The 23,395-nt window shown below is 56.9% G+C and carries 22 protein-coding genes and 1 pseudogene; 11 read left to right on the top strand and 12 right to left on the bottom strand.

The features are described 5' to 3' along the window. Nucleotides 1-217 precede the first annotated feature (217 nt). The 5 genes and pseudogenes from AC1RAC_RS15345 to AC1RAC_RS15325 form a co-directional block, all read right to left on the bottom strand. Nucleotides 218-1,327, bottom strand: coding sequence for a ComEC/Rec2 family competence protein (locus AC1RAC_RS15345; protein ID WP_492616740.1), 1,110 nt, complete (start codon nt 1,325-1,327; stop codon nt 218-220). Further along, nucleotides 1,296-2,375, bottom strand: coding sequence for a hypothetical protein (locus AC1RAC_RS15340; protein WP_492616739.1), 1,080 nt, complete (start codon nt 2,373-2,375; stop codon nt 1,296-1,298). The genes AC1RAC_RS15345 and AC1RAC_RS15340 overlap by 32 nt, the downstream gene beginning before the upstream one ends. Beyond that, entirely contained in the window at nt 2,372-3,526 is a 1,155-nt protein-coding gene (locus AC1RAC_RS15335) for a caspase family protein (RefSeq protein ID WP_492616738.1), read from the bottom strand. Before AC1RAC_RS15335 ends, AC1RAC_RS15340 begins: the two co-directional genes overlap by 4 nt. A gap of 405 nt (nt 3,527-3,931) precedes the next feature. Then, a complete protein-coding gene (locus AC1RAC_RS15330) occupies nt 3,932-6,034 on the bottom strand; it encodes a hypothetical protein (RefSeq protein WP_492616737.1) in 2,103 nt (700 codons plus the stop codon). A 445-nt stretch (nt 6,035-6,479) separates the two neighbouring features. Then, a pseudogene (locus AC1RAC_RS15325) lies at nt 6,480-6,821 on the bottom strand (IS21 family transposase); the annotation flags it as partial. A gap of 530 nt (nt 6,822-7,351) precedes the next feature. On the opposite strand from AC1RAC_RS15325, the gene AC1RAC_RS15320 reads away from it, so the two are divergent. After that, entirely contained in the window at nt 7,352-8,107 is a 756-nt protein-coding gene (locus AC1RAC_RS15320) for a hydroxypyruvate isomerase family protein (RefSeq protein ID WP_127881458.1), read from the top strand. Nucleotides 8,108-8,110: 3 nt separating this feature from the next. Here AC1RAC_RS15320 and AC1RAC_RS15315 read toward each other — a convergent pair whose 3' ends face one another. Next, nucleotides 8,111-9,199, bottom strand: coding sequence for an endonuclease/exonuclease/phosphatase family protein (locus AC1RAC_RS15315; RefSeq protein WP_463388690.1), 1,089 nt, complete (start codon nt 9,197-9,199; stop codon nt 8,111-8,113). Nucleotides 9,200-9,240: 41 nt separating this feature from the next. Then, on the bottom strand, nt 9,241-9,900 hold the full coding sequence (locus AC1RAC_RS15310; RefSeq protein ID WP_032873246.1) for a DUF7847 domain-containing protein: 660 nt from the start codon (nt 9,898-9,900) through the stop codon (nt 9,241-9,243). Nucleotides 9,901-10,082: 182 nt separating this feature from the next. Here AC1RAC_RS15310 and AC1RAC_RS15305 point away from each other — a divergent pair, with 182 nt between their 5' ends. The 5 genes from AC1RAC_RS15305 to AC1RAC_RS15285 all read left to right on the top strand — a co-directional run bounded on the left by AC1RAC_RS15305 (nt 10,083) and on the right by AC1RAC_RS15285 (nt 13,452). Then, complete coding sequence (locus tag AC1RAC_RS15305; RefSeq protein WP_054896176.1) at nt 10,083-10,808, top strand: DUF2076 domain-containing protein; 726 nt, start codon at nt 10,083-10,085, stop codon at nt 10,806-10,808. Between the two features lie 119 nt (nt 10,809-10,927). Next, the gene (locus AC1RAC_RS15300) at nt 10,928-11,404 is read left to right on the top strand and encodes a LabA-like NYN domain-containing protein (RefSeq protein WP_003194396.1); all 477 of its coding nucleotides are present in this window, start codon (nt 10,928-10,930) and stop codon (nt 11,402-11,404) included. A 25-nt stretch (nt 11,405-11,429) separates the two neighbouring features. Next, nucleotides 11,430-12,041 (top strand): 3'-5' exonuclease, encoded by a 612-nt coding sequence (locus tag AC1RAC_RS15295; protein WP_054896175.1) that lies wholly within the window; start codon nt 11,430-11,432, stop codon nt 12,039-12,041. A 591-nt stretch (nt 12,042-12,632) separates the two neighbouring features. Continuing rightward, nucleotides 12,633-13,199 (top strand): hypothetical protein, encoded by a 567-nt coding sequence (locus tag AC1RAC_RS15290; RefSeq protein WP_057975539.1) that lies wholly within the window; start codon nt 12,633-12,635, stop codon nt 13,197-13,199. Then, nucleotides 13,189-13,452, top strand: coding sequence for an acyl carrier protein (locus AC1RAC_RS15285; protein ID WP_492616736.1), 264 nt, complete (start codon nt 13,189-13,191; stop codon nt 13,450-13,452). Before AC1RAC_RS15290 ends, AC1RAC_RS15285 begins: the two co-directional genes overlap by 11 nt. Before the next feature lie 85 nt (nt 13,453-13,537). Here AC1RAC_RS15285 and AC1RAC_RS15280 read toward each other — a convergent pair whose 3' ends face one another. Then, complete coding sequence (locus tag AC1RAC_RS15280; protein WP_044268904.1) at nt 13,538-13,999, bottom strand: Lrp/AsnC family transcriptional regulator; 462 nt, start codon at nt 13,997-13,999, stop codon at nt 13,538-13,540. Nucleotides 14,000-14,159: 160 nt separating this feature from the next. On the opposite strand from AC1RAC_RS15280, the gene yedA reads away from it, so the two are divergent. Both yedA and rhlE1 read left to right on the top strand, forming a co-directional pair. Continuing rightward, nucleotides 14,160-15,056, top strand: coding sequence for a drug/metabolite exporter YedA (gene yedA / locus AC1RAC_RS15275; protein ID WP_072448278.1), 897 nt, complete (start codon nt 14,160-14,162; stop codon nt 15,054-15,056). A gap of 48 nt (nt 15,057-15,104) precedes the next feature. Further along, nucleotides 15,105-16,439, top strand: coding sequence for an RNA helicase RhlE1 (gene rhlE1 / locus AC1RAC_RS15270; RefSeq protein ID WP_034126931.1), 1,335 nt, complete (start codon nt 15,105-15,107; stop codon nt 16,437-16,439). 371 nt (nt 16,440-16,810) lie between these two features. On the opposite strand, the gene AC1RAC_RS15265 is transcribed toward rhlE1, so the two are convergent. Continuing rightward, the gene (locus AC1RAC_RS15265) at nt 16,811-18,037 is read right to left on the bottom strand and encodes a TIGR03862 family flavoprotein (RefSeq protein ID WP_492616735.1); all 1,227 of its coding nucleotides are present in this window, start codon (nt 18,035-18,037) and stop codon (nt 16,811-16,813) included. 171 nt (nt 18,038-18,208) lie between these two features. After that, nucleotides 18,209-19,129: a histone deacetylase family protein gene (locus AC1RAC_RS15260; RefSeq protein WP_492616734.1), complete on the bottom strand. Its 921-nt coding sequence runs from the start codon at nt 19,127-19,129 to the stop codon at nt 18,209-18,211. A 77-nt stretch (nt 19,130-19,206) separates the two neighbouring features. Between AC1RAC_RS15260 and AC1RAC_RS15255 the strand changes: the two genes are divergently transcribed. The 3 genes from AC1RAC_RS15255 (at nt 19,207) to AC1RAC_RS15245 (ending at nt 21,389) form a co-directional block, all read left to right on the top strand. Further along, entirely contained in the window at nt 19,207-19,776 is a 570-nt protein-coding gene (locus tag AC1RAC_RS15255) for a GNAT family N-acetyltransferase (RefSeq protein ID WP_054896171.1), read from the top strand. Between the two features lie 159 nt (nt 19,777-19,935). After that, nucleotides 19,936-20,805, top strand: a complete 870-nt coding sequence (tesB, locus tag AC1RAC_RS15250) for an acyl-CoA thioesterase II (RefSeq protein ID WP_054896170.1) — start codon at nt 19,936-19,938, stop codon at nt 20,803-20,805. Further along, nucleotides 20,802-21,389, top strand: coding sequence for an HAD family hydrolase (locus tag AC1RAC_RS15245; RefSeq protein ID WP_034126933.1), 588 nt, complete (start codon nt 20,802-20,804; stop codon nt 21,387-21,389). The genes tesB and AC1RAC_RS15245 overlap by 4 nt, the downstream gene beginning before the upstream one ends. 132 nt (nt 21,390-21,521) lie before the next feature. Here AC1RAC_RS15245 and AC1RAC_RS15240 read toward each other — a convergent pair whose 3' ends face one another. Both AC1RAC_RS15240 and ypfJ read right to left on the bottom strand, forming a co-directional pair. Further along, complete coding sequence (locus tag AC1RAC_RS15240; RefSeq protein WP_089042496.1) at nt 21,522-22,496, bottom strand: hypothetical protein; 975 nt, start codon at nt 22,494-22,496, stop codon at nt 21,522-21,524. Continuing rightward, nucleotides 22,497-23,384 carry a KPN_02809 family neutral zinc metallopeptidase gene (ypfJ, locus tag AC1RAC_RS15235; protein ID WP_089042495.1) on the bottom strand — a complete coding sequence of 296 codons (888 nt, stop codon included), beginning with the start codon at nt 23,382-23,384 and terminating at the stop codon, nt 22,497-22,499. It lies immediately after the preceding gene. Nucleotides 23,385-23,395 lie beyond the last annotated feature (11 nt).

The following is a 23,395-nucleotide window of genomic DNA, read 5'->3' as shown; positions in this document are numbered from 1 at the left end:
AAGCATAGAGGAAGCAAGCCATCATCGAAACCGAATGACGCGAAGGCCTCGTCAAGGTGTGTTGCCTAGACGCTTACCGTGCCCTTGCAGAATTTTTCTATTTATTGAGCCGGCCGATGAAGTACCTATAAGATCTTATCAGCATGGAACCACGCTTGCGCCTCCCCATGCAAACATGAGGTATTTATACTGCACGCGAAAACTATAAAGTTACTTGCTAGCTGTCTACAAAAGACCCTCCTTGGAACTTCAAGATTAGGCCATCCTCTATGTTGCCGTATGTAGTGCGGTAGCCGAACCTTTCCCGCCAATCGTCATTACTCCATTTTTCATTGTATTCGCTGCGGATGTTAAACCCTATAGTAATAGGGCAATGTTTGCTATAACTGAGGATGCGCGCCACTGCTTCGTCGTCGGGATGCTGGAAACGAGAGCCATCGGTCGAGATAAGCCAACAGGGACAGCGGACACTTTCGATCAGCGCTTTGCATAGATTCCGTCGACTGCCGTGATGGGGAACCTTGAAGGCAGCTAGCTCAAGAGGCTGGCCTTGGGAAAACAGTTGCACAGATTCTTTTAAATCTGTTGAAAAAGCATCGCCAGATAATAATATCCTTGTATTCTGGTATTCCAACAACAGTACAATACTGCTCGCGTTCGCCGGGCTGTTGTCTCTTGTAAGTTGTTGCTCGGCGAGACGCAATAGCGCTTCCTTATCATTGAGTGCATGAATGGAGTTCTCACCCATTCTCTCCAGGCCCTCATCTGAGATATTTTGCTGTGCTTTCCTTAGCGCAGCTTCAACCTCTTTTCGCCATACAGGCTTCAAGTCACTGAGCCTTCCAGCTGTTGGGCCTAGAACAGTCAATCGCATACCACCTTCAAAGTCTCGATGGGGCAGAGGTAATTTGTGTCCACGACATACAGGCCCACCTGCGAATAACTTGTTCCAGTTTTGCGTTCCGAGCCAATGGCTTAATCGCTCGCCCTGAACTGCTCCCATAGACTCAAACTCGTCCTGGGGTTTCAGTCCATCCAAATGGGCAAAACCATTGAACCAAAAATCCTTCGTTGTAAAGCCAGGTATAGGTTTCGCATCTACCAAACAAGACAGCAAGCCGCCAATGTGATCGCGGTCAATATGGGTTACAACGATCAGCTCGAATGATCGTTGATTTTCAGGCAATGCGCTGATGCGCTCTCGCAACTCCTTACCCGTTTCTTCAGGGCCCATATCGATTAGCATCTGATAAGGGGCATCCGGGGGGCCCCAACGCACCCAAATCGCATCGCCCTCACGCGCCGGAAGGAGTTGTAGCGTTAGCATCTTGGCCCTCCTGCAATTGATAGCATAGGTACGTGGAGCGCCAGTCGACAAAGGGCGCACGCTCGCTCAGGCGGGATAGGGCTTCGCTGCGATTCTTGCTATCGTTTTCCGGCCAGTAGCGCAACAGATCAAGTAATAGTGAGAAGGTTTCGGTAAATAGAATTCGTTGTTCGCTTGCCTGACAAGCGAGCTGCAGCGCTTTTTCGCGTTGTCCCGGGAGTCGTACCAACTGCGAGGCCAGTAATATCTTGCCATCAGGCAGCCAGCCGAAGCGCTTCACTAATGAAAAGAGGAGATCCATTTTGTCATCGAGCCGATCTGCTTTGTAAAGGATCAACGCGGCTAGGGCAGCACCGGTGGGATCGATGAACTTCGATAGCAAGGTCTCCATTGCCTTGTTGGCGAGCCGGGTGGCCGATTCAAACTGACCTGCTTCAACCATTCTCTCCATTGCGGAGGCGATGCTTCGGGACTGCGAAATTTTGATTTGCACAGGCCCAAATGACGGTTCGAACTGGCGGGTAACATGACAAGTTACGGAAAATCGGTGATCGCCTGCGCTGATAGGAAGGCTCGCTTGCAAAGTACTACCTGAGCTGGATATCGTAGCCACAGGCACCTGTTCCATCTTTTGAGAGTGGCGGAGAATCCAATGGCTCTCCACTTCATATACCGTCACGTCGGAGCTAATATCGACTATCTCCATGTCCGTCTTGACGGAGTGAAGATGGTGCAATTCGCTCACCGAACGAAAGTCGCTATCATTTTTTGAAGCCAAAGGCTCAAAAGGCAGATTAGGCTCGAGCTTAATACGGTTCGGTTGTCGACAGTTAACTTCTGTAACCTTTGTCGTCCGCTTTCCGTCATCTAAAACTGCACTTATTTCGTAAAGCCCGTACGGCAGTTCGAAGCTGCGCTGAGTGGTTGCAGGCTGTATCAGAATCAAATCGCTATCACGGATTTCCACACGGATCCCCTTTCCGCGGTAGTACAATTTTGAGTCTATTTCTATATGCAATACACCAGTAGTTTCTCCTTCAACAGTCATAGCGGAATTTCCTTTTCATTGACGGGAGGTTGAAGGTTCAAGCAGTCCTCATCCACACCGTGTGGCGATAGAGTCGTTACTTCGATTGCATAGAGGCCGGCAGGTACTTTAGCTGTAAGTGGCCATTTCGAATAACTCTTATACAGGGTTGTGCCACGGTGTTTAAGGTTGGCAGTATAGTTAGTATTGTTATGACCAGATCGTATAGAGATGGTTAAGTCAACATCGGGGGGCGTGAGGCACTCATGTAGCACCGCGTTGGTCATTTTACCCGTGCACTCAACCTCTTGTGTTTTTCCTCCGGTGCCAGCTAAAGCCTGCACTGCGGCTGGTAGGTATTCGAGCAAAGTATTGACAGACACCCGCCATGGTGAATTGCGCTCTCCCTCAGAGCGCGCTGCGTGCCCCTCTTTAAGTCCTTTCAAAAGAGCATCGCAGAATAGAGTCAACCCATTCAATTTTGCAAAGGCACCTTGGCCAGGGGATGCAGAGATAAACAAGGGAGAGGACTTGGCTGATCCTGTCCGCGTTACGTTACCACCCTTAACTCCCGCAAGAGTTTCATATTTTTCAAGTTCTTTGGGCAGATCCCTGCATACATCGACGAACCAAAACTGAGTTTGGGCAATATCACTCTCTTGATTCATCGCGTCATGCATCTTCCTCATATCCATTGCGCCGATATACGTTTCATAGCGATGCAGTGGGCTAGCAAAATCGTTCAATAACAAGACCGCCCCATTCTTACTGAACTGCACGCCGTGTCCGACAACATAGACAATAGCAACGTTTTCATCGTGGCTTTTGGCGGCATCTCTGAAATGAGCAAACATGACGTCTACGTTTTCTCGAGTGGCTCGCCAATCGCCTTTGAGGAGGGCTTGAATGCTTGGCGCGATGGTTTCATTGGGCGAAGGCGATAGCAAAACACGCAAGCTGCGCAGGGGTAGACCAGGGCGGTTGTATTCAGTCATCAACCACGCGGCAAATTCAGACGCAGAGCGAGCTGCGGCTGAAAGCTGCCCGATCACGAACTCGCTACCTTGAGGGCTGCAGTTTGCGCTACCGCTTAGGAACTCGTATGCACTCACCCCTATTACCAATGCATGGGTCCCGGGCAGGCTTAAGTTTTCAGGTATCAATGATGTCATGCTGTCAGCGGGCTCCTTGCGTTGTGCCAAGCAAAAGACTGCAGCATAGCAACAAGCCACTACTAGTGTAGAAATTACGTGCCTCACGGCTTTCGGTTGTTCATCCTTCGAATTTCCTAGGGGTAGCGGGCGCCAATTCTTAGATTGGTTTCGACTCGACGACCACCGATTTCCGCGTGGACAAACCTTATCCGTGAACCAAGCTCGTACTGAACGGCAAATCCCACGGTGTGCCAACTGACCAGTTGCTGGGGAGTTCTGCTGTACAGAGGGAACACCGCTATAGAGAACCAGCGCGATCACCGTCGCGCTGAAACCTAATTCCAGTTCTAGACATTCGCGCTCCTACGCTCGGTGCTCTAGAATGACGCGTCAATAGAGAGATTCGATTCCCTTCTCCATACTTTAAACTTCAGCCGCTTCCATTTTTGCTTTCGTCATTGCGACTTCGTCAATATCTAACACGCCCGAGTAAAACATTGAGCTCTCAGATGTGTAATGTGGATGTTTATGGTAGCTCATATGTTTTGCCATAATTTCTAACTGTGGCGGCCACGCCAGATAATCTAATAGCTCTTGAGACGTAGGCCGCTCGCCTGACCAAAGTCTATGAGTGTTTTTTGAAGGTGTTTTGACGCCATTCATGTAACTAAACTGAGAAATAGTACTCTCTTTAAAAAACTTGCTTAAGGCGGAATTGTCAGAGATATAGACACCCTCAATAGGAGGGCATGAATAGGTTAAGGAGTTGAGAATCAAAGGGGCTATTGTGAGTTCGGAAAGCTTTCGTCCAAACAGCAACTCCACCATTTCTGGTCGAGCTTTTAATCCGCGCTCTAGCCTTTTTACTTGGCCTATTGTTTTCGAGATAAACTCAAAATAACGCTTTGCTTGAACTGCGTGATTACCCGAGATTGATGTGTTTTTACACTCAATTAAAAATAACGTGTCATCCAGAAGAAGTAGTGCGTCATACTGATATTGAGCATCATCAATATTAAAGCTCGTCGATGCGCACTTGTAGTTTAGCTCCTTAAAAAAAGATACTATCTTTTTTTCGAATCCGTCACCTTTTTTTGAAGCAATTTTAGATTTCTTACTAGAGCCTTTCTTCTCCTTTGTCTTACCTTTCCTCTTTTTATCAAACTCAACATCAAGCGAACCAAGTTTTGATAAAATGACGTTTGTCAGATTGCAGGATAGGATGGCTTGAGGAAAGAATGAAAACTTATGACCTTCAGAAAATATCAAAGGAGAGTCGAACAAGTCATGACAGTTTAATCCGAATGTTAAGTGTTTTATCAAGTCGAAGACACTCGACTCTGGAATTTTGCAAGCACAGAGCTCTTTTTTCAACGCTGCCCTATCAATGGTTACTAAGCTCATATCTAAATATTTTCTTTCCGCAAGCAACCTCAGCGAAGAATAACCTCGCACCCACTCTCTGAGTGTTAATCCGTGATATTTTTCGTTGTCCGTGATGACATCAAAAGCTAAAATCTCACTCAAGCTTGCTACCGTTATCGCCTCGTCCATGGAGATAAAGCGCACGGCCGATAGGCTTGGAACTGGTTCCTTGTCTGTCTTAACAAGCGCCTGCATTTTTGTTCCGTACTTTATCTTTGCTACATTCTGCATAGCCCAAGAATGGAGCCTGCGATTAGCCAGGAAGTCTAGTTTTTCAATGTCCGTTGGAGTGCGATGAAAGACTTTACAGTCACTATACTGGTCAAAAAAATCTTTTCCATTAATTCCTTCAGGAACACCTGCCTCCTCAAGAGAAGTTATCTCGCCGCCAAATATAAGTGTTCGGTTTGCGATGTCTTCAAGACAATTCCAGGCACTTGCGAGCATTTGAATAGATGTGGCCTTGAACAGATGCTCTTCAGATACCTCAATCTTTGGAGGGCCCATCAACTTTCCTTCAGAGTTCCACTCGTTTTCATGAGAAAGCATTTTCAATGTAAGACTAAGATTTTCGATTATAGAAGATAAAGCGCCGTCCGCATTTATTTCTTGCCCATCTTTGTCCTTAATCACAACCATTTCTGGCATAGCAAATGACGCATTGTTGGAGGAGATTTCCGTTACACTTCGCTCACTTTCATCATGAATATACTTCAATGCTTGTGCCGCCCAGATGACTTGACTCCAAAATTGAATATCCTTCGGGAGTTTTGCCGCATCGCACCTGATCAGAGTTGATCTAATTCGGGAAAAGTCTTCTTCAATCAAAAGAATTTTTTTAAATTGATCCTGAGCAAACTGATGAGCTTCAGCATGGCGCTCAATCAATATTTTCTCATTCAAAAGCTGCTTGTAAAACTCGTTTCGTTTGTCTTGAGCCCCACGGATCTTGAATGCGCCTGGCTGCGCCAGTTGGGCCAAAAATTGTGTCGCGACGTCTTCACTATCTAGTATGCTTATAGCTTCTAGCGCCAGAATTAAATCAAAATTTACAAGAGCGTTTTGCAGTTTTTTACAGATGGCTTCACGATCAGCGTTCATGGTTTTATCCTTAAAACACAGTTTAAAATATTTTTTTGATCATCCAGAATTGGATGATGCTTCATTGCTAACTCAAATTAATTGAATAGCTGGTGCAATCATACGCGGCCAACGCATCCGTCCACCAAAATTTTCTTTCTATCTCTACAGCGCCGCAACAGGTCAGAGCGGGGGGCGCTCAGCATTGTCATATTTCTCTCTAGAACGACTAGACTTTGCAATCTCTTGCCGACTAACACAACCACTGGTGAAGTCGAACGTAATAGAGTTGGCAGTGTAAATTCGAATGTCCGGTCGGTGGCAATGCGAGTGGGTGGTCAAGTCTACGCATACTACTACGCCATGAACATAAAGACGTTCTATGTACAGGGAAATTTGCGCTTGCCATGGACGTCGATAGCCCACCGTGGAGGCAACATACTAGGTACCTTTAATGAATGTGCATATAAAACTTGTACTCTGTACCCCGTGGTTGGCTGGGGCGGTACTCCAGCCAGAGCTGGGCCTAGGTGACACCGGGATGGTGCAGTTCGGCGTGAGCGTTTGCCCAATTAGGTATCGGACGTTGTTCACTGGGGGCAGCGAGCGGCGGAGGGGGGGAAACTTCGTTGCAGATCGGCATAGGAAAGAGCAGAGGGCCATATCAGCCCGCTTGCAGCAAAGCGATTTAGTTAATCCCCTACGCTGGCTCGACCAAATTGCAAGCTGACAGTGATCTGGCGAGCAGACAGGGCGACCTATTGGGACGTAGAACTTGCTGAATCTTGCGCGTGGATAGTCTTTCCATGACGGCCTCTTTGCTTCGATAAAAGAGGTAGATAGTAGAGAGTTAATCTTGCGTCGCTGCCTGCCTTGAGGATGGCCGGATGTGTGAGGAACGGGTGGTTGCATGGTCATGGAATCACCAATCTGGCGAAAGACACTTTTAAACGTGTCAATGTACTGCAGTGTGAGCACGCTCCGTTTTGCTGAGACGTGTCAATCTTCAAGAAAATGTCCGTGACCGCTGTCAATATTGGAAGAGAGGATTGACAGTCAACTGTGTTCTGCCTGCATGAACTAGGACGGCTACGGAGCAAGGGCTCCAAGGGTGTCAATCTGAAGAGCAGTAGGTGATAACAACCATTATTGGCCAGATGACCCGTTGGTGGCCGAAGCGACGGCCAGGATCAAGCCCAGAAAGCCCTGAGTGTTCAAGTCATTCCCAGTCTTTACGCAGGCTGGGCTCATTACCTGAAGGCTTGGAATCAGGGATTCGGCCGCCAACGACACCCAAGGCTGATGATTTCGTTTTTTCCCAGGATGGATATGTACCCAATGCTCAAGTTCAATGCTCACCTCGGTTTCCAATTCAACGAGTTGCCTTTTCTGCAACGCATCGAAGCCGCCGCCGCTGCCGGTTTCAGGGCAGTGGAGTTCCCGTCACCCTATGAATTCGACGCCAGCCTGCTCGCTGACCATCTGGCCCAATACAACCTGCCGTTGATTCAGTTCGCGGCGCCAGCGGGCGTGACCAAAGGCATCGCTGCCTTGCAGGGCAAGGAACAGGAATTTCGCGAGGGGCTGCGCGAGGCGGCCCGCTATGCGAAGGCGCTGAACTGCTCGGATGTGCACATCATGTCGGGCGTGACCACGCCTCAGGATGAGAGCGCGCTTGCCTACACCAATAACCTGGAATACGCGATCAAGTACCTTGAAGATCAGGGTTTGCGAACGTTGATTGAAGTCATCAGCCCGCAGGCGATGCCTGGCTATTACCTGTCTGACTTCAGCAAGGCCCAGCAGGTGCTGGAAACCTTTACGAGTGTCGGGCTGATTCTGGACCTTTACCATGCCCAGTTGTTGACCTGCGACCCAGCCGGGGTGCTGGCGCAGTTTTACGACAGGACCGTCCATGTACAAATCGCCGACAACCCGGGGCGTCATGAGCCGGGCACCGGGACCATGGACTTCGCTGGCTTGTTCGCGGCGCTGGAGCAGCGTGGCTACCGAGGATGGATCGGCTGTGAATACCGCCCATCCGGCACCACGGTCGCCAGCCTTGAGTGGCTTAAACCGCTCCTGAAACCCTAGGGGTTATTGCGCGGCAGGCAACAGGAATCGGGCGATCACCGGCAGGTGATTGGAAATACGCAACGTATCTTCCTGGCGCACCTTGGCTTCCACGCGTTTGACGCGCGAGCTGTAGAACAGGTAATCCAGCGTGCGATCCGGGCCATCAAGGCCTGGGTCGTTGGGGAAGTGCGTCAGCCATTTCTCGCGGTCGATGCCACTGGATTGGCTGTTGCTGGGGATCATCGGGTACTTGTCCCACAGCAGATGCAACTCACTGTCCGGCGAATACTGGCCACGCTTTTCTGCGTCCAGGCGCAGGAACTGGCCCAGTGGCAGCAGGTTGAAATCCCCGCCAATCAACCAGGGTGTGCCGCGACCTTCGAGTTTATCCAGCAGTCTTACCGTACTCGTCACTTGCTCCCGCACGGCACTGCGCCCTGGCGCACCGGCGTCCAGGCGGGTATTGAGCACCGCCAGTTGGCCTCCGTCGCTCAAGGGCAGATACGTCAGCAGCAGGGCCGGCTTGGGTTGGAACTGACGGCTGACGAAGTTGGCATCGGCGGTTGGCAGTTGCAGGCGTTCGGCATGTTCGATCTGGTAGCGGCTGAGCGTAGCGAGCTTGCGCCCGACGCTGCCGAAGATATGCAGGCTGGGCACAAAGTCGGCTTTCCAGTCGAAGGCCTGGGCGCTGCACGGGTAGAGGTCGACCAGACGCTCCTGCAACAGCGCAAGCTGGTCCTGATAATGGGAAGGCTTGGCGCCTTCGTCGACTTCCTGCAACAGCAGGATGTCGGGCTGTTCGTCGCGAATCACCCGGGCCACTTCGTCGAGGCTAAAGGCCATGTCTTCGACGGTGGGGCGATCGTCCGGGCCGCTGCCGTCCGGGGTGTCGTACCAGAACACGTAGTTCTTGCCGGCCAGGTATTGCACATTCCAGGTCATGACCTTGAGCGCCTGCCCCGGCAACAGCGTCGGGGCGCGGGGTGCCACGCAACTGACGGGCAGGGTCTCTTTGTCGGCAGGGCGCCAGGTCAGGCTGTAGATCAGCGCGGCCAGCAGGCCGGCGATGATCAACAGGCTCAACAGGGTGATGCGCAATAAACGGGTCATCGGCTCGGCTTATATGCGTGTCAGAAGAGCCACGGAGCATATCACCGCACGTCGGCGTCGCCACCGATCAGCATGAATAAACGGAACAGCACCACGCTGGTGAACAGTTGCAGGAAGCTGTGGGCGCTGTCCATCAGCAAACCCAGCAACGGCGCGGGCTCAGGGTATGCCGCCACGCTGGCGCCCTTGAGCAGCCACAACGGCGTCATCACGCACAGCAGGCACACCAGGATGCGCCAGAAATGCCCGCGGGTCAGGCGAAAGCTTTCCTTCATCGCCTCCAGGGCGGGCATGCCGCGCAGCACCAGCAGGTATTCGGCAAACGCCAGCACCACCATCAGCCACAAGCCCGGCAGGAAATACAGCGACAGCCCCAACAGAATCAGCAACGTGCTCATGGCTGTCAGCAGGGCAAAACGCGGCCACAGGCTCAAGGCCATGGCCCACACGTCCTTGGTGCGCGGCGACTCGCCTCGGGTGCGGGCGTCGAGAAACAGGATCAGGGCGCCGGTGTACAGCGGGTACACCAACAAACCTACGACCACGCTGTAGCCGGGAAACGCATCCGGGCCCAGCGTGTGGTCCAGCACCTGTTGCAGCAAGGCTTCGAGGATCACCAATGGCAGGCACAGCTGGACGATGGCGCCCAGGTTGCGCTGGGTAAAGCGGAAGGAGTCGCGCAAAACGTCTAACGGATTCATCAGGGTCATCACAGGCCTGGAAGCAGAGGGCCACACTTTAACCGATCAGGGTCCAAGGGGCGCAAACGTAAACCTTGAGTAAAGACCATTGAAACAACTCGTAACATCCCCATAACTGGAAAGCCCCCAGCCTGATCACAGGCGGGACCGGAATTTTTTATCGGCAATCTAACGAGGTCGCCATGAATAGCGAAGAGCAAACCCTGATCGATGGACTGTTTTCACGGTTGCAGCAAGCCGAAACGGACTCAGCCCCCCGCGACGCCCAGGCCGAAGCGCGGATCAAGGAGCATATGGCTCGCCAACCTGCCGTCGGCTACTACATGACCCAGTCGATTCTGGTACAGGAACATGCGCTGCAGAGTCTTGACGCGCAGAACAAGCAACAGGCCCAGCAGATTCAGCAATTGCAGGACGAGCTGCAACGGGCCAAAGCCACGCAACCTGCGCCGGCCAGCGGTGGTGGGTTCCTGTCGAGCATCTTTGGCGGCGGTTCCCGTGAGCCACAACCTGCGCCGAGCAACTCAGGTGGCGGCTGGCGTGAACCGGCGCGGCCATCGTTCAACCAGCCAGCGCCCCAGCAGAACTATCAGCCGGCGCAAGCACCGGCAGCCGCGCCAGCCGGCAGTGGCTTCCTCGGTGGTGCCATGAAGACAGCCGCCGGCGTGGCCGGTGGGGTGTTGCTGGCCGAAGGGATCAGCAGCCTGTTCCATCACAACCAGCAACCGCAGGTGGTGGAGGAGATCATCGAACAACCGGCACCGGCCAGTGATTCAGGTAACTGGGGCAACGATGACCAGACGTTTGCCGGCAATGACAGCTGGGGCAGCAATAACGCCGATAGCTTCGCCGACAGCGATTATTCCGACGATTCCTCTTCCTTTGGCGACGACGATTCCTTCGTCTGACACATCAGGCCCGGGGCGCTGCGGCGCTCCGGTCTGATTTTTTCCCGGAAACGCTCCCTTGGCTGGCATACTGGCGCCCTTTCCGGGCGCTGGCGCCTGGCTGTCCATGAGGAAGTGCGGTGAAAAAAATTGCAGTGTTCGCCGATGTGCAAAACCTCTACTACACCGTGCGCCAGGCCTATGGTTGCCACTTCAACTACGCCGCCCTGTGGGCTGACATCAGCGCGCGCGGGCAGATTGTCGAGGCGTACGCCTATGCCATCGACCGCGGCGACAGCAAGCAGCAGCAGTTCCAGCAGATCCTGCGCAACCTGGGCTTCACGGTAAAACTCAAGCCGTATATCCAGCGCAGCGACGGCTCCGCCAAGGGCGACTGGGACGTGGGCATCACGCTGGACATCATGGACGCCGCCGACCATGTCGACGAAGTCGTATTGGCCTCTGGTGACGGTGATTTCGACATGTTGCTCGAACGCATCATCCACAAGCATGGCGTGCGGGCCGTGGCCTACGGCGTGCCGGGGCTGACGGCCAACTCATTGATACGCGCCGCCAGCCACTACGTGCCGATCGAAGGCGCGTTGTTGCTTAAATAGATCGTAGAACGGAGTTGGAACAGGTTTGGAACGTATAGCGGTCATCGACTTTGAAACCACTGGCATCACCCCCAGCAGCCACTGCCGGGCCACGGAGATTGGCGTGGTCATCCTCGAGCGTGGGCAGATCGTGGACCGCTACCAGAGCCTGATGAACGCCGGTGTGCGCGTACCGGCGTTTATCGAACAGCTCACCGGCATCAGCAACGCCATGCTGCGCAGCGCGCCACCGGCTGAACGGGTGATGAACGAAGTCAATGAGTTCGTCGGCACCACGCCCTTGATGGCGCACAACGCCGCGTTCGACCAGAAGTTCTGGGACTTTGAACTGGGCCTGATCCGCCGCACCCGCCTGCAAAAGTTCGCCTGCTCCCTGTTGCTGGCCCGCCGCCTGATGCCGGCGGCGCCCAACCACAAGCTCGGCACCCTCAACGCCTACGCCAAACTGCCCCACACCGGCCAGGCTCACCGGGCGCTGGCGGATGCGGAAATGGCCGCCAACCTCACAGCGCACCTGGCCCAGGAACTGCGCCAGACTCATGGCTTGCGGGAGCTGTCCCATGACTTGCTGTGTACCTTGCAAAAAGTGCCGGCCGCGAAGATCAATGAGCACCTGAAGAAACATCGCGGGTTTTAAGGCCTGGCGCTGATCGTCCCCACGCTCCGCGTGGGCATGCATCTGGAGACGCTCCGCGTCACGACTTTAAGAGTGGACGCAGAGCGCCCAGGGCGGCATTCCCACGCAGAGCGTGGGAACGATCAGCAAACAGCGCGGGTTCTGATCCGGCTACTGCCTCAAGAACACTGGATTTCCCATGTGGGAGCTGGCTTGCCTGCGATAGCGGTGTATCAGCCAGCCATTTATTGCCTGACCCTCCGCTATCGCGGGCAAGCTCGGCTCCCACTTGGGTTATGCGTCGTTTATCGAGGCTGTGGGCACTCCAACGCCTGGCCCACCACCCCCTTCGCCATCTCCACCCAACGCATCTCATCACTCCGTCCGACGCGTGGGCCTGGCGTCGGACTTGCACGTCCGGTCACCAAGCATTCGATGACAGGGCGAGACTGGCTACCGAATCCGACGCAAACAAGGCACCTGAGCGCTGAATGGTCGGTAGGTCAAATCCGGCTATGAGTTAGGACCTTTCTGGTTTTCTTCTTTACTCATCCATCACGTTTTACTGCGACCTACCATTCTGTGTGTCATTCACGCACAGGGACAAAGAACATGCAGGAAAGCGACCTTCATACAGCGATCATGCGAAGCAAGTTGGAACTTGAATCAAATGGCATTGATCTGGGTTCCAGTTCAAGCATGGCGTTTCATGTGGGCAACACGATGACAAGCTGCCCGGCAGTCATGGTGTTGCCGAGTTTGCCAGGTTGGAGTCATGGCCCTCATTACCAGTTACTCAAGCCGATTCACGCTGACCCCGTTGCGCCCGATACGACGTTTGATGAACTCTGGAAATGTACACAGCAACACTACGGCCTCACGGCAGCCACAGTGATCACTGACGCGGCGGGCATACCCATAAGCAAAATTGTGGTGGGTGCTTGGGTTCACGTCGGCTCCAGCAAAACCACGAACCTGGCTAGCCTGATCGGAATGCGCTTTTTCCCTCGTACGTTGATCAGGCAACCCACCATGGACAGAATGGCAAAGGCAACGTCTGGCACGGTGCGGGTATTTGGCATCATCGGGCGGGGCATGCCCTTCGTCGCTGCCGGGCTTGCAGTCTTTGACCTGGTCAGTATTGGTAAGTGTGCCTATGAGGCGAGAAATGGAAGGTAGCCTGGCCAGAGCCGACATCAGCGAAAAAGTGATCCAGCTGTTCGTGGATATCATCGGTTTTATCGACCGAAGCGAAGTGACGGAGCACACCGATTTCATCCATGACTTCGACATCATTGATGACGACGTGACCTGCTTTGTCATGCAGATCAAGTGGCAGTTCAAGCTGCAAGCGACGCAGGAGGATTGGGATCACATCACGACCCTCGAGCAGATAGTCGATTTGATCGTCCAGCGTTCGACTCTTCGGTGAGGCCACTGACGCCATCGCAGGCAAGCCAGCTCCCACAGTTGACCGCGTCGCTCGGGCAGTACGCGATCCCTGTGGGAACGATCGCTCAGCCAGCATTTTTGCCATTGGTGTCCAACTGCCCCAACGGCACCCGCCGCTCTATGGCGCTGGACAGAATAATCGAGGTCTTGCTGAAGCCGAACTTCGCTACCCGATTAATCAGGTTTTCCAACTCGGGCATCGAGCCCACCGCCGCTTGCATGATCACGCATGGGTCGCCCGTGACCCGGTGGCATTCGGTGAGTTCGGGTATCTCCGCCAGGGCGTCGTACACCTTTTGGCTGCCATGGTTGGTCAGCCGCAACTCGATCACGCATTGAATCGGCAAACCCACTTTGGATAAATCCACCTTGGCTTGGTAGCCGGTGATCACGCCGCTGGCCTCAAGCTTGGCCACGCGTTCGGCCACGGCGGGTGCGGAGAGGTTCACGGTGCGCGCCAGTTGCGCGTAGGAAGCACGGCCATCTTCAAGCAGGGCGCTGAGGAGCATGCGGTCGTATTTGTCCATGATAAGGCTCCGGTTGCGCATGGCTTTCGAAAACACGGTTTATAGCCTTGATAACCATGGTTTGAGAAGTGTATTGGCGTTTTAAACAGGTTTTGTAACTTAAGTTTATCCACCTTCGTTTCTAGAATAAGTCTCCCATTTCCTGCCATAGAGCCGCCCAATGCCTGGCCCACGTCGCTTTCCCTTACCGTTGATCGCCGCCTTTTTTGCGTTGTATGTGATCTGGGGTTCCACCTATCTGGTGATTCGTATCGGCGTGGAGTACTGGCCGCCGCTGTTGCTGGCGGGGATTAGGTTTTGCACGGCGGGGGTATTGATGTATGGCTTCCTCAGATGGCGCGGGGTGCCGGCGCCGACCTGGCCGCAGTGGAAGGCGGCCGGGATGATCGGCATTTTGTTGCTCACCGTGGGCAATGGTGGCGTCAGCGTGGCGGAACATATGGGTGTGTCGTCCGGCGTGGCGGCGCTGGCGGTGGCGACGGTGCCGCTGTTTACCTTGCTGTGTGGGTTTTTCTGGGGCGCGCGTAATACGCGGTTGGAATGGGCAGGCGTGCTGCTGGGGATCATCGGCATCGCCATGCTCAACATGGGCAGTACCTTGCAGTCGAGCCCACTGGGCGCGGTGTTGCTGTTGATGGCGGCGGCGTCCTGGGCCTTCGGCTCGGTGTGGAGCCGCCATTTGCCGCTGCCCCAAGGCGCCATGGCCAGCGCCGCGGAAATGCTCGTGGCTGGCGTGGCGCTGCTGATCGTCAGCGCATTGTCTGGCGAGCACCTGAAGGCCATGCCGCCGTTGGAGGGCTGGCTGGCCCTGGCGTACCTCACGGTGTTCGGCTCGATCATCGCCTTCAACGCTTATATGTACCTGCTCAAGCACGTACGCCCGGCGGCGGCGACCAGCTACGCCTATGTGAACCCGGCCGTCGCCGTGTTGCTGGGGATTGTGTTCGTGGGTGAGAGCATCGGCCTGGAAGAAGCCCTGGCAATGCTGGTGATCATCAGCGCGGTGTTGCTGATCAGCCTGCCCCAATGGCGCAAGCCCAAACCCGAAATAAGGTAAACTGCCGCGCATTACGCCCTTGCGCTGAATTTTTCCTACGGTAACTACATGACTTTCGCCACCCTTGGCCTGATCGAACCCTTGCTGCGCGCCCTTGAGACGCTTGGCTACCAGACCCCGACGCCGGTGCAGGCGCAAGCCATTCCGGCAGTGCTGGCCGGTCGCGACCTGATGGCCGCGGCCCAGACCGGCACCGGCAAGACCGCAGGTTTCGCCTTGCCGCTGCTGCAACTGCTGACCATGGAAGGGCCGAAAGTCGCCGCCAACTCGGCGCGTGCGCTGATCCTGTGCCCCACCCGTGAACTGGCCGAGCAGGTTCATGCCAGCGTTGCCGAGTACGCCCAACACCTGCCGCTGACCACTTACGCGGTGTACGGCGGCGTGAGCATCAACCCGCAGATGATGAAGCTGCGCAAAGGCGTCGACATTCTGGTCGCCACCCCTGGCCGCCTGATCGACCTGTTCCGCCAGAACGCGCTGAAGCTCAACCAGCTGCAAACCCTGGTGCTGGATGAAGCCGACCGCATGCTCGACCTGGGCTTCTCCGAAGAGCTTGCCAACATTTATCGCATGCTGCCGAAAAAGCGCCAGACCCTGCTGTTCTCCGCGACCTTCTCCGATGACATCCGCCTGCTCGCCGGGCAAATGCTCAACGACCCGCTGAGCATCGAAGTCAGCCCACGCAACGTTGCCGCCAACACCGTCAAGCAGTGGGTGGTGCCGGTGGACAAGAAGCGCAAGCCGGAGCTGTTTGTGCACCTGATGCGCAAAGGCCGTTGGAAGCAAGTGCTGGTGTTCGCCAAGACCCGCAACGGCGTAGACGCCCTGGTGGACAAGTTGCAGGGCCTGGGCATCAACGCCGACGGTATTCATGGCGACAAACCCCAAGCCACCCGCCAACGCGCACTGGACCGCTTCAAGGCCAGCGAAGTGCAAATCCTGGTGGCCACCGATGTGGCGGCCCGTGGCCTGGATATCGAAGACCTGCCGCTGGTGGTCAACTTCGACCTGCCGATCGTGGCCGAGGACTACATCCACCGTATCGGCCGTACCGGGCGTGCGGGCAACACCGGTGAGGCGATTTCCCTGGTGTGTGCCGATGAGGTGAACATGCTCTCGGCCATCGAGATGCTGACCCGTCAGACCCTCACCCGCAAGATGGAACCGGATTTCGAGCCGGAGCACCGCGTGCCGGACACCGATGCCAGCGGGCAGGTGGTGAAGAAACCGAAAAAGCCGAAGAAGCCGAAGGCGTCCGGCGGTGGCGGCAAGCGCAACCTGGGCAAGTGGGTGGACAGTGGGGAAGTAGCCCCGGCTGAGCCGTCGATCAAGCCGGTGCGCAAGGTGCCGGTGTTTAATACTGGGCCGCGTAAGAAGAAGTGATTGATCATTCCCACGCGCGTGGGAACGCATCCTGTGACGCTCTGCGTCACGAACCTAAAGTGGGACGCAGAGCGGCCCTGGCGGCATCCCCACGCAGAGCGTGGGAACGATCAGCGGTGGAGCCACTCCAACATCCCCAGCCCAGCCGCCCGGCCACTGGCAAAACACCCCAGGCAATGGCTTGAGCATCAACCGCTCATCCAGCGCTTCAAACGGGACACCACCCGCCGTGCTGATCGCCTCATCCATCGGCCGCATTTGATCGTTCCCACGCTCCGCGTGGGAACGCATCCTGTGACGCTCTGCGTCACGAACCTAAAGCGGGACGCAGAGCGTCCCTGGCGGCATCCCCACGCAGAGCGTGGGAACGATCAGCGTTGGAGCCATTCCAACATCCCCAGCCCAGCCGCCCGGCCACTGGCAAAACACCCGGTCAGCAAATACCCACCGGTCGGCGCTTCCCAATCGAGCATTTCCCCCGCACAAAACACCCCAGGCAATGGCTTGAGCATCAACCGCTCATCCAGCGCTTCAAACGGCACACCGCCCGCCGTGCTGATCGCCTCATCCATCGGCCGCGTTTTCACCAATGTCAGCGGCAACGCCTTGATATCCACCGCCAATTGCGCCGGGTCGGTGAAGTGTTCAGCAGGCGTCAGCTCGCGCAACAACGCCGCTTTCACGCCATCCAACCCCAGCTGACTGTGCAAATGCTTGCTCATCGACCGCGAGCCACGGGGCTTGGCCAATGCGGCCTGCACCTTGTCCAGCGGCTTGCTGGGCAGCAAATCGATATGCACCGTGGCCGCACCGTCGCGGTTGATCGCTTCGCGAATCGGCGCCGACAAGGCGTAAATCAAGCTGCCTTCGATACCGGTGGCAGTGATCACGCATTCGCCCAGCCGAGGTTTGTCATCCCCCAGGCCAATGGCGACGTTTTTCAACGGCGCGCCAGCGAATTTGCTGACCATCAACTCGCTCCATGCCGACACTTCAAACCCGCAGTTGCTCGGTTGCAGCCTCACATAGGGCAGGCCTTTGCCTTCAAACAGGTTGAGCCATGCACCGTCGGAGCCCAATCGCGACCAGCTGCCGCCGCCCAGGGCCAGCAGCACAGCGTCGCTGTGGACAACTTTTTCGCCGTCCGGGCTGTGGATAAGTAAATCGCCCTTGTCATTCCAACCCGTCCAACGATGACGGGTGTGGATAACCACACCTTGCTCCCGCAGACGCTTGAGCCAGGCGCGCAGCAGTGGCGCGGCTTTCATATCGGTAGGAAATACGCGGCCGGAGGTGCCGACAAAGGTCTGGATACCCAGGCCATGGATCCATTCGCACAACGCCTCGGCGCCAAAGTTGCGCAGCAGCGGCGCCATGTGCGGCGCGCGTTCGGCGTAGCGCGACAGGAACGCCGGGTAAGCCTCGGAGTGGGTGATGTTCATGCCGCCCACGCCTGCCAGCAGGAACTTGCGCCCCACCGACGACATGCCGTCGTACAGGTCCACGCGCACGCCAGCCTGGCTCAAGACTTCGGCGGCCATCAGCCCGGCGGGGCCGCCGCCGATAATGGAGACGTGGTGGGCAGAAGTCTGAGGCATGGGCAGGGCTACGGTGATGTGAATAGGCCGAGCATTCTACCCGACCACGACGCCGCTGCCTGATCAAAAAACGTACACTTTCCTACAGGCCATGCGGTCAAACGCTTGCAGCCGCTTACGCTCAAGTTATCCACAGGCCGTTCCACAGGCATTGTGGGTAACGCCCACAACTCAATGACAGCCTGATGACGTCCATACCCGCTGCGCGCTGTGGTGCAGGATGCTGTGGCGGCGGGCGAGGGCGGGGCGGTCCTTGCTATAGCCGCCACCGATCACGCCCATCACCGGTATGTCGCGGCCCAGGCAGTGGCGCATCACGCTTTCATCACGGGCGGCGACGCCGGCGTCTGTCAGCTTGAGGTAACCAAGGGCGTCGTCCTTGTGCACATCCACGCCGGCGTCGTACAGCACCAGGTCCGGCTGGTAGAGCGGCAGCAGGTAGTTGAGCGCGTCATCCACCACCTTGAGGTAGTCGGCATCGCCCATGCCCATGGGCAGCGGGATGTCCCAATCGCTCTGGGCCTTGCGTGCCGGGAAGTTCTTTTCGCAGTGCAGCGACACGGTGATGGCGTCTGGCGTGTTGTGCAGGATGCGTGCGGTGCCGTCGCCCTGATGCACGTCGCAATCGAAGATCAGCACGCGATTGACCCGGCCGCTGGCCAGCAGGTAATGGCTGATCACCGCCAGGTCATTAAAAATACAAAAGCCCGCCGGATAGTCGTAGTGGGCGTGATGGGTGCCACCGGCCAAATGGCAGGCCAGGCCATGTTCAAGGGCCTGTTCGGCCGCCAGTATCGAGCCGCCCACCGCACGCACCGTGCGCCGGGCCAGGGCTTCGCTCCACGGCAGGCCGAGGCGGCGTTGGTCCTCGCGGGACAGTTCGCCGCTCATGTAGCGTTCGATATACCCAGGTTCATGGGCCAGGGCCAAAATGTCTGCCGGGCACAGCGGCGGGCGCAGCAATTGGCTGTCTTCGGTCAGGCCGCTGTCCACCAGGTGGTCACGCAACAGGCGAAACTTGTCCATGGGGAACCGGTGGTCCGCCGGGAACTCAGGGCTGTAGTCTTCGTGGTAGATCAATGGCAAGGGCATGGGATTTTCTGACGGGAACCTGCGACGGATCTTAACAGCGCTGTACACTCACGCACATGGCAAGGCAGGGGGGCCCCATGGAGCCGATACTGGAATTGGAAAGTGCACGCTTGGTGCTGCGCCAATGGCGCGACAGCGACCTGCCGGACTTTGCGCGCATGTGCGCCGACCCGCAGGTAATGCGTTACTTCCCGGCTCAATTGAGCCACTTGGAGAGCGCAGCGTTGATCGGCCGGATTCGCGGGCATTTTGCTGAATATGGCTTTGGGTTCTGGGCTTTGCAGCGCAAGGACACCGGTGAATTTATCGGCCTGACGGGCCTCGCGAATGTCAGCTTCGAAGCCGGCTTTACCCCGGCGGTGGAAATCGGCTGGCGCCTGGCCCGCGAACATTGGGGCCTGGGTTATGCCAGTGAGGCGGCCTGGACGGCGTTGCGTTGTGGTTTTGACCGCTTGCAACTGGACGAAATCCTGGCCTTCACCACTGAAGCCAATCTGCCCTCACAAAAAGTCATGCAGGCCATCGGTATGCATTACGATCCGCAGGCAGATTTTGAACACCCGAAAGTCGCAGCCGGTGACCCGCTGCGCCCTCACGTTTTGTACCGCATCACCCGCGCCCAATGGTTGGACACGCTGCACGGATAAGCAGGCGGTCATGCTCAACAGAAACCCGTAGGAGCGAGCTTGCTCGCGAAGATCGCAAGAGCGCTGCGGTAAACCAGAAGCGCTGCGTCATCGTTAACGACCTTCGCGAGCAAGCTCGCTCCTACAGGTGGATACCGTTTTGCTTTGAGGAGAGTTTCAATGAGCCAAGTATTGGAAGATCTGGTGGACTTGCTGACCCTGGAGCCGATCGAGGAAAACCTCTTTCGCGGTCGCAGCCAGGACCTGGGCTTTCGCCAACTGTTCGGCGGCCAAGTGCTCGGCCAGTCGCTGTCGGCGGCCAGCCAGACCGTAGAAGAAGCTCGGCATGTGCATTCCCTGCATGGTTATTTCCTGCGCCCTGGCGATGCCGCGTTGCCGGTGGTGTATTCGGTGGACCGCGTGCGCGACGGTGGCAGTTTCAGCACGCGTCGTGTCACCGCGATTCAAAAGGGCAATCCGATCTTCACCTGCACGACCTCGTTCCAGTACGACGAAGCAGGCTTCGAGCACCAGACCACCATGCCGGTGGTAGTGGGCCCGGAAAACCTGCCGTCGGAGCTGGAGCTGACCCAGCAACGTGCGCACCTGATCCCCGAGCACATGCGCGACAAGCTGCTGTGCCCCAAGCCCATCGAAGTGCGCCCGGTCACCGAAAAAGACCCCTTCAACCCGCAGCCGTCCGACCCAGTCAAGTACGTGTGGTTTCGTGCCGACGGTGCCTTGGCGGACACGCCGGCGTTGCATAAATACCTGTTGGCCTACGCCTCGGACTTCGGCCTGTTGACCACCTCGTTGCTGCCCCATGGCAAGACCGTGTGGCAGAAAGACATGCAAGTCGCCAGCCTCGATCACGCGCTGTGGTTCCACGCCGACCTGCGTGCCGATGACTGGTTGCTGTACGCCATGGACAGCCCGTGGGCTGGCAACTCCCGGGGTTTCTCCCGGGGCAGCGTGTACAACCGCGCCGGGCAACTGGTGGCGTCGGTGACCCAGGAAGGTTTGATTCGCCATCGCAAGGATTGGGCATGAGCCTCTGCGACGTGAAGCACTGGGTGTTCGACATGGACGGCACCCTCACGGTGGCGGTGCATGATTTTGCGGCTATCCGCGTCGCGCTGCAGATCCCGCCTGAAGACGACATTCTCACGCACCTCGCGGCATTGCCGGCAGATGTCGCGGAGGCCAAACATGCCTGGTTGCTGGAGCATGAGCGCGAGCTGGCGCTGGGTTCCATTGCGGCCGAAGGTGCCGTTGAGCTGGTACGCGAATTGGCTGGGCGCGGTTATCGCTTGGGGATCCTGACCCGTAATGCGCGGGAGCTGGCCCATATCACCCTGGAGGCGATAGGTCTGGCGGACTGCTTTGCCATTGAGGACGTGCTGGGGCGCGATGATGCGCCGCACAAGCCGGATCCCGGTGGGTTGCTGAAACTGGCGGCGGCTTGGGACGTAGCACCCCGCGAAATGGTGATGGTCGGGGATTATCGCTTTGACCTGGATTGTGGCCGGGCAGCGGGCACCAGGACGGTGTTGGTGAACTTGCCGGAGAACCCTTGGCCGGAGTTGGCGGATTGGCATGCCGAGGATTGTGCGGCGTTGCGCCGAATGATCTAACCCGGGCGACAGAGAGCAAATGTGGGAGCTGGCTTGCCTGCGATAGCGGTGGGTCAGCTGACACTTTATCAACTGACAGTCCGTCATCGCAGGCAAGCCAGCTCCCACATTTTGATGGGGTTCCTTCAGGTGCTACTGAGCGAACAGTACCTTTTCTCCCTCTGGCGAGGTAAACATCTTATCCCCGTCATGCCCCACCCCCGGCACTTCTACCAGCCGGTGGCCCAACTGCGGATGCCGCTGCTTGAGGTAGTCAAAGTAGTTGTGGCCACGAAGCAGTCGATACGCACCCTGGGTTTCGGCTTCGCAGCTTTTATCCAATGCCGGGTGGTTGGGGTCGGTGTCCTGCTGGCCCAACAGGTAAGTGATGTCGCGTGAGACGTAGTCTTGTTCCAACTGCTGGGCACCTCGGCCCCCCACGTAATCCGGCAGGTTTTGCATGCCGTACTTCCAGTCGTTGAAGCCTGGGCAATTGGCAATGTCGAACGTCACCGGGCGTTGCGGACTGAAGTACGCATAGGACGACGGGTTAGCCACCACATACCGCAGGCGGATGCCCTCGGAATTGAGCAATGGGTGGTCGTGGCCGGTGAGGGCGAAGCGCTGCACCACTTGGCCGCCACCGGAATGCCCGGCGACCACGATTTCTTTCAGTGCCGGGAACAGTTTGCGGTTGCCCAAGTGCTTGATGATCTGGTCCAGAGCGCCATAAGAGCTGATCTGCCCTGGGCCGGTGGACGCTTCGCCGGCCATCCAGTCGTTACCCTTCCAACGCACTACCTCGTCGCCCAGGTGGTTGCGTTTCACGTCGGCTTGATTGAGAAACTGCGGCGCGATCACCAGTGTACTGCCGCCCACCCCGGCATGCTCGGCGGCGTCGATCCCGCTTTGCAGGTAGGTTTGTGCATTGCGCAGGCGGCCATGCACGATGATCAATGCGCGCGTGACCTTGGGCAGCGGCTGGCCCCAGTTTTGGCTCAGGCCCAGGCTGAGGTCGCCGGCCTCCAGATGAAAACGATCGGGGCTGACCACCTTGACGCCGTGTTCAGCCGCGAAGGTGCAACAGGACACGAGCACACCCAGCAGTAACCCCAACCGTTTGATCATTTAGAGACTCTTGGCCGCGAAGGTATCGCATTGAGTGATCTGGCCCTGGGCGAAGCCGGTCTTGAACCAGCGTACCCGTTGCGCCGAGGTGCCGTGGGTAAACGAGTCCGGCACCACGCGTCCTTGCCCCTGTTGCTGCAAGCGGTCATCGCCGATGGCATTGGCTGCGTTCAGGGCCTCTTCGATATCACCGGGTTCCAGCCAGTTCAGGCGTTTTTGCGCATGGTTGGCCCACACGCCGGCAAAGCAATCGGCTTGCAGTTCCTGGCGAACCAGCAGGCCACCGTCGCCTTCCATCTGCCGACCCTGTTGGCGCGCTGCCTGGATCTTGGACGAGATGCCCAGCAACGTTTGTACGTGGTGCCCGATTTCGTGGGCGATCACGTAGGCCTGGGCGAAATCACCGGCGGCCTGGAAGCGTTGCGACATTTCCCGGAAAAAATCCAGGTCCAGGTACACCTGCTGGTCAGCCGGGCAGTAGAACGGGCCGCTGGCCGAGGTGGCGCCACCACAGGCTGAGTTCACCCGGCCACGGAACAGGATCAGTTTCGGGTTCTTATAGGCCAGCCCATTTTCCTGGAACACCTGGCCCCAGGTGTCTTCGGTATCGCCCAGCACAGCGCGCACAAAGTCGGCTTGCTCATCGTTGGCTGGCGGCGCGTGACGCGGCTGGGTGCTGACCGACGGCGCCTGTTCCATCTGGCCGGTCAATTGGCCAAGAATCTGCATCGGGTCCTGGCCGGTCAGCCAGCCAATGCCGACGATCAGCACGATGGCCGTGAGGCTCAGGCCCTTGCCGCCGCCGAAGCGCATACCGCCACCGCCGCCGCCACTGTCGTTACGGGCATCCACCACGTTGTCGCTGCGTCGGCCTTTTTTCCATAGCATGGGAGCAATCC

Source organism: Pseudomonas sp. GW823-FHT02F05, from assembly GCF_058797315.1.
The sequence above is the reverse complement of the archived record's forward strand: the minus strand, read 5'-3'. Positions and strand labels throughout refer to the sequence as shown.

Coding starts and splice junctions, on each gene's coding strand:
- AC1RAC_RS15290 (WP_057975539.1), top strand. CDS start 12,633: ATGCAGGAAAGCGACCTTCATACAGCGATCATGCGAAGCAAGTTGGAA.
- AC1RAC_RS15335 (WP_492616738.1), bottom strand. CDS start 3,526: ATGACATCATTGATACCTGAAAACTTAAGCCTGCCCGGGACCCATGCA.
- AC1RAC_RS15345 (WP_492616740.1), bottom strand. CDS start 1,327: ATGCTAACGCTACAACTCCTTCCGGCGCGTGAGGGCGATGCGATTTGG.
- tesB (WP_054896170.1), top strand. CDS start 19,936: ATGAGCCAAGTATTGGAAGATCTGGTGGACTTGCTGACCCTGGAGCCG.
- AC1RAC_RS15265 (WP_492616735.1), bottom strand. CDS start 18,037: ATGCCTCAGACTTCTGCCCACCACGTCTCCATTATCGGCGGCGGCCCC.
- AC1RAC_RS15340 (WP_492616739.1), bottom strand. CDS start 2,375: ATGACTGTTGAAGGAGAAACTACTGGTGTATTGCATATAGAAATAGAC.
- ypfJ (WP_089042495.1), bottom strand. CDS start 23,384: ATGCTATGGAAAAAAGGCCGACGCAGCGACAACGTGGTGGATGCCCGT.
- yedA (WP_072448278.1), top strand. CDS start 14,160: ATGCCTGGCCCACGTCGCTTTCCCTTACCGTTGATCGCCGCCTTTTTT.
- AC1RAC_RS15240 (WP_089042496.1), bottom strand. CDS start 22,496: ATGATCAAACGGTTGGGGTTACTGCTGGGTGTGCTCGTGTCCTGTTGC.
- AC1RAC_RS15285 (WP_492616736.1), top strand. CDS start 13,189: ATGGAAGGTAGCCTGGCCAGAGCCGACATCAGCGAAAAAGTGATCCAG.
- rhlE1 (WP_034126931.1), top strand. CDS start 15,105: ATGACTTTCGCCACCCTTGGCCTGATCGAACCCTTGCTGCGCGCCCTT.
- AC1RAC_RS15315 (WP_463388690.1), bottom strand. CDS start 9,199: ATGACCCGTTTATTGCGCATCACCCTGTTGAGCCTGTTGATCATCGCC.
- AC1RAC_RS15330 (WP_492616737.1), bottom strand. CDS start 6,034: ATGAACGCTGATCGTGAAGCCATCTGTAAAAAACTGCAAAACGCTCTT.
- AC1RAC_RS15260 (WP_492616734.1), bottom strand. CDS start 19,129: ATGCCCTTGCCATTGATCTACCACGAAGACTACAGCCCTGAGTTCCCG.
- AC1RAC_RS15245 (WP_034126933.1), top strand. CDS start 20,802: ATGAGCCTCTGCGACGTGAAGCACTGGGTGTTCGACATGGACGGCACC.
- AC1RAC_RS15305 (WP_054896176.1), top strand. CDS start 10,083: ATGAATAGCGAAGAGCAAACCCTGATCGATGGACTGTTTTCACGGTTG.
- AC1RAC_RS15310 (WP_032873246.1), bottom strand. CDS start 9,900: ATGAATCCGTTAGACGTTTTGCGCGACTCCTTCCGCTTTACCCAGCGC.
- AC1RAC_RS15320 (WP_127881458.1), top strand. CDS start 7,352: ATGCTCAAGTTCAATGCTCACCTCGGTTTCCAATTCAACGAGTTGCCT.
- AC1RAC_RS15280 (WP_044268904.1), bottom strand. CDS start 13,999: ATGGACAAATACGACCGCATGCTCCTCAGCGCCCTGCTTGAAGATGGC.
- AC1RAC_RS15255 (WP_054896171.1), top strand. CDS start 19,207: ATGGAGCCGATACTGGAATTGGAAAGTGCACGCTTGGTGCTGCGCCAA.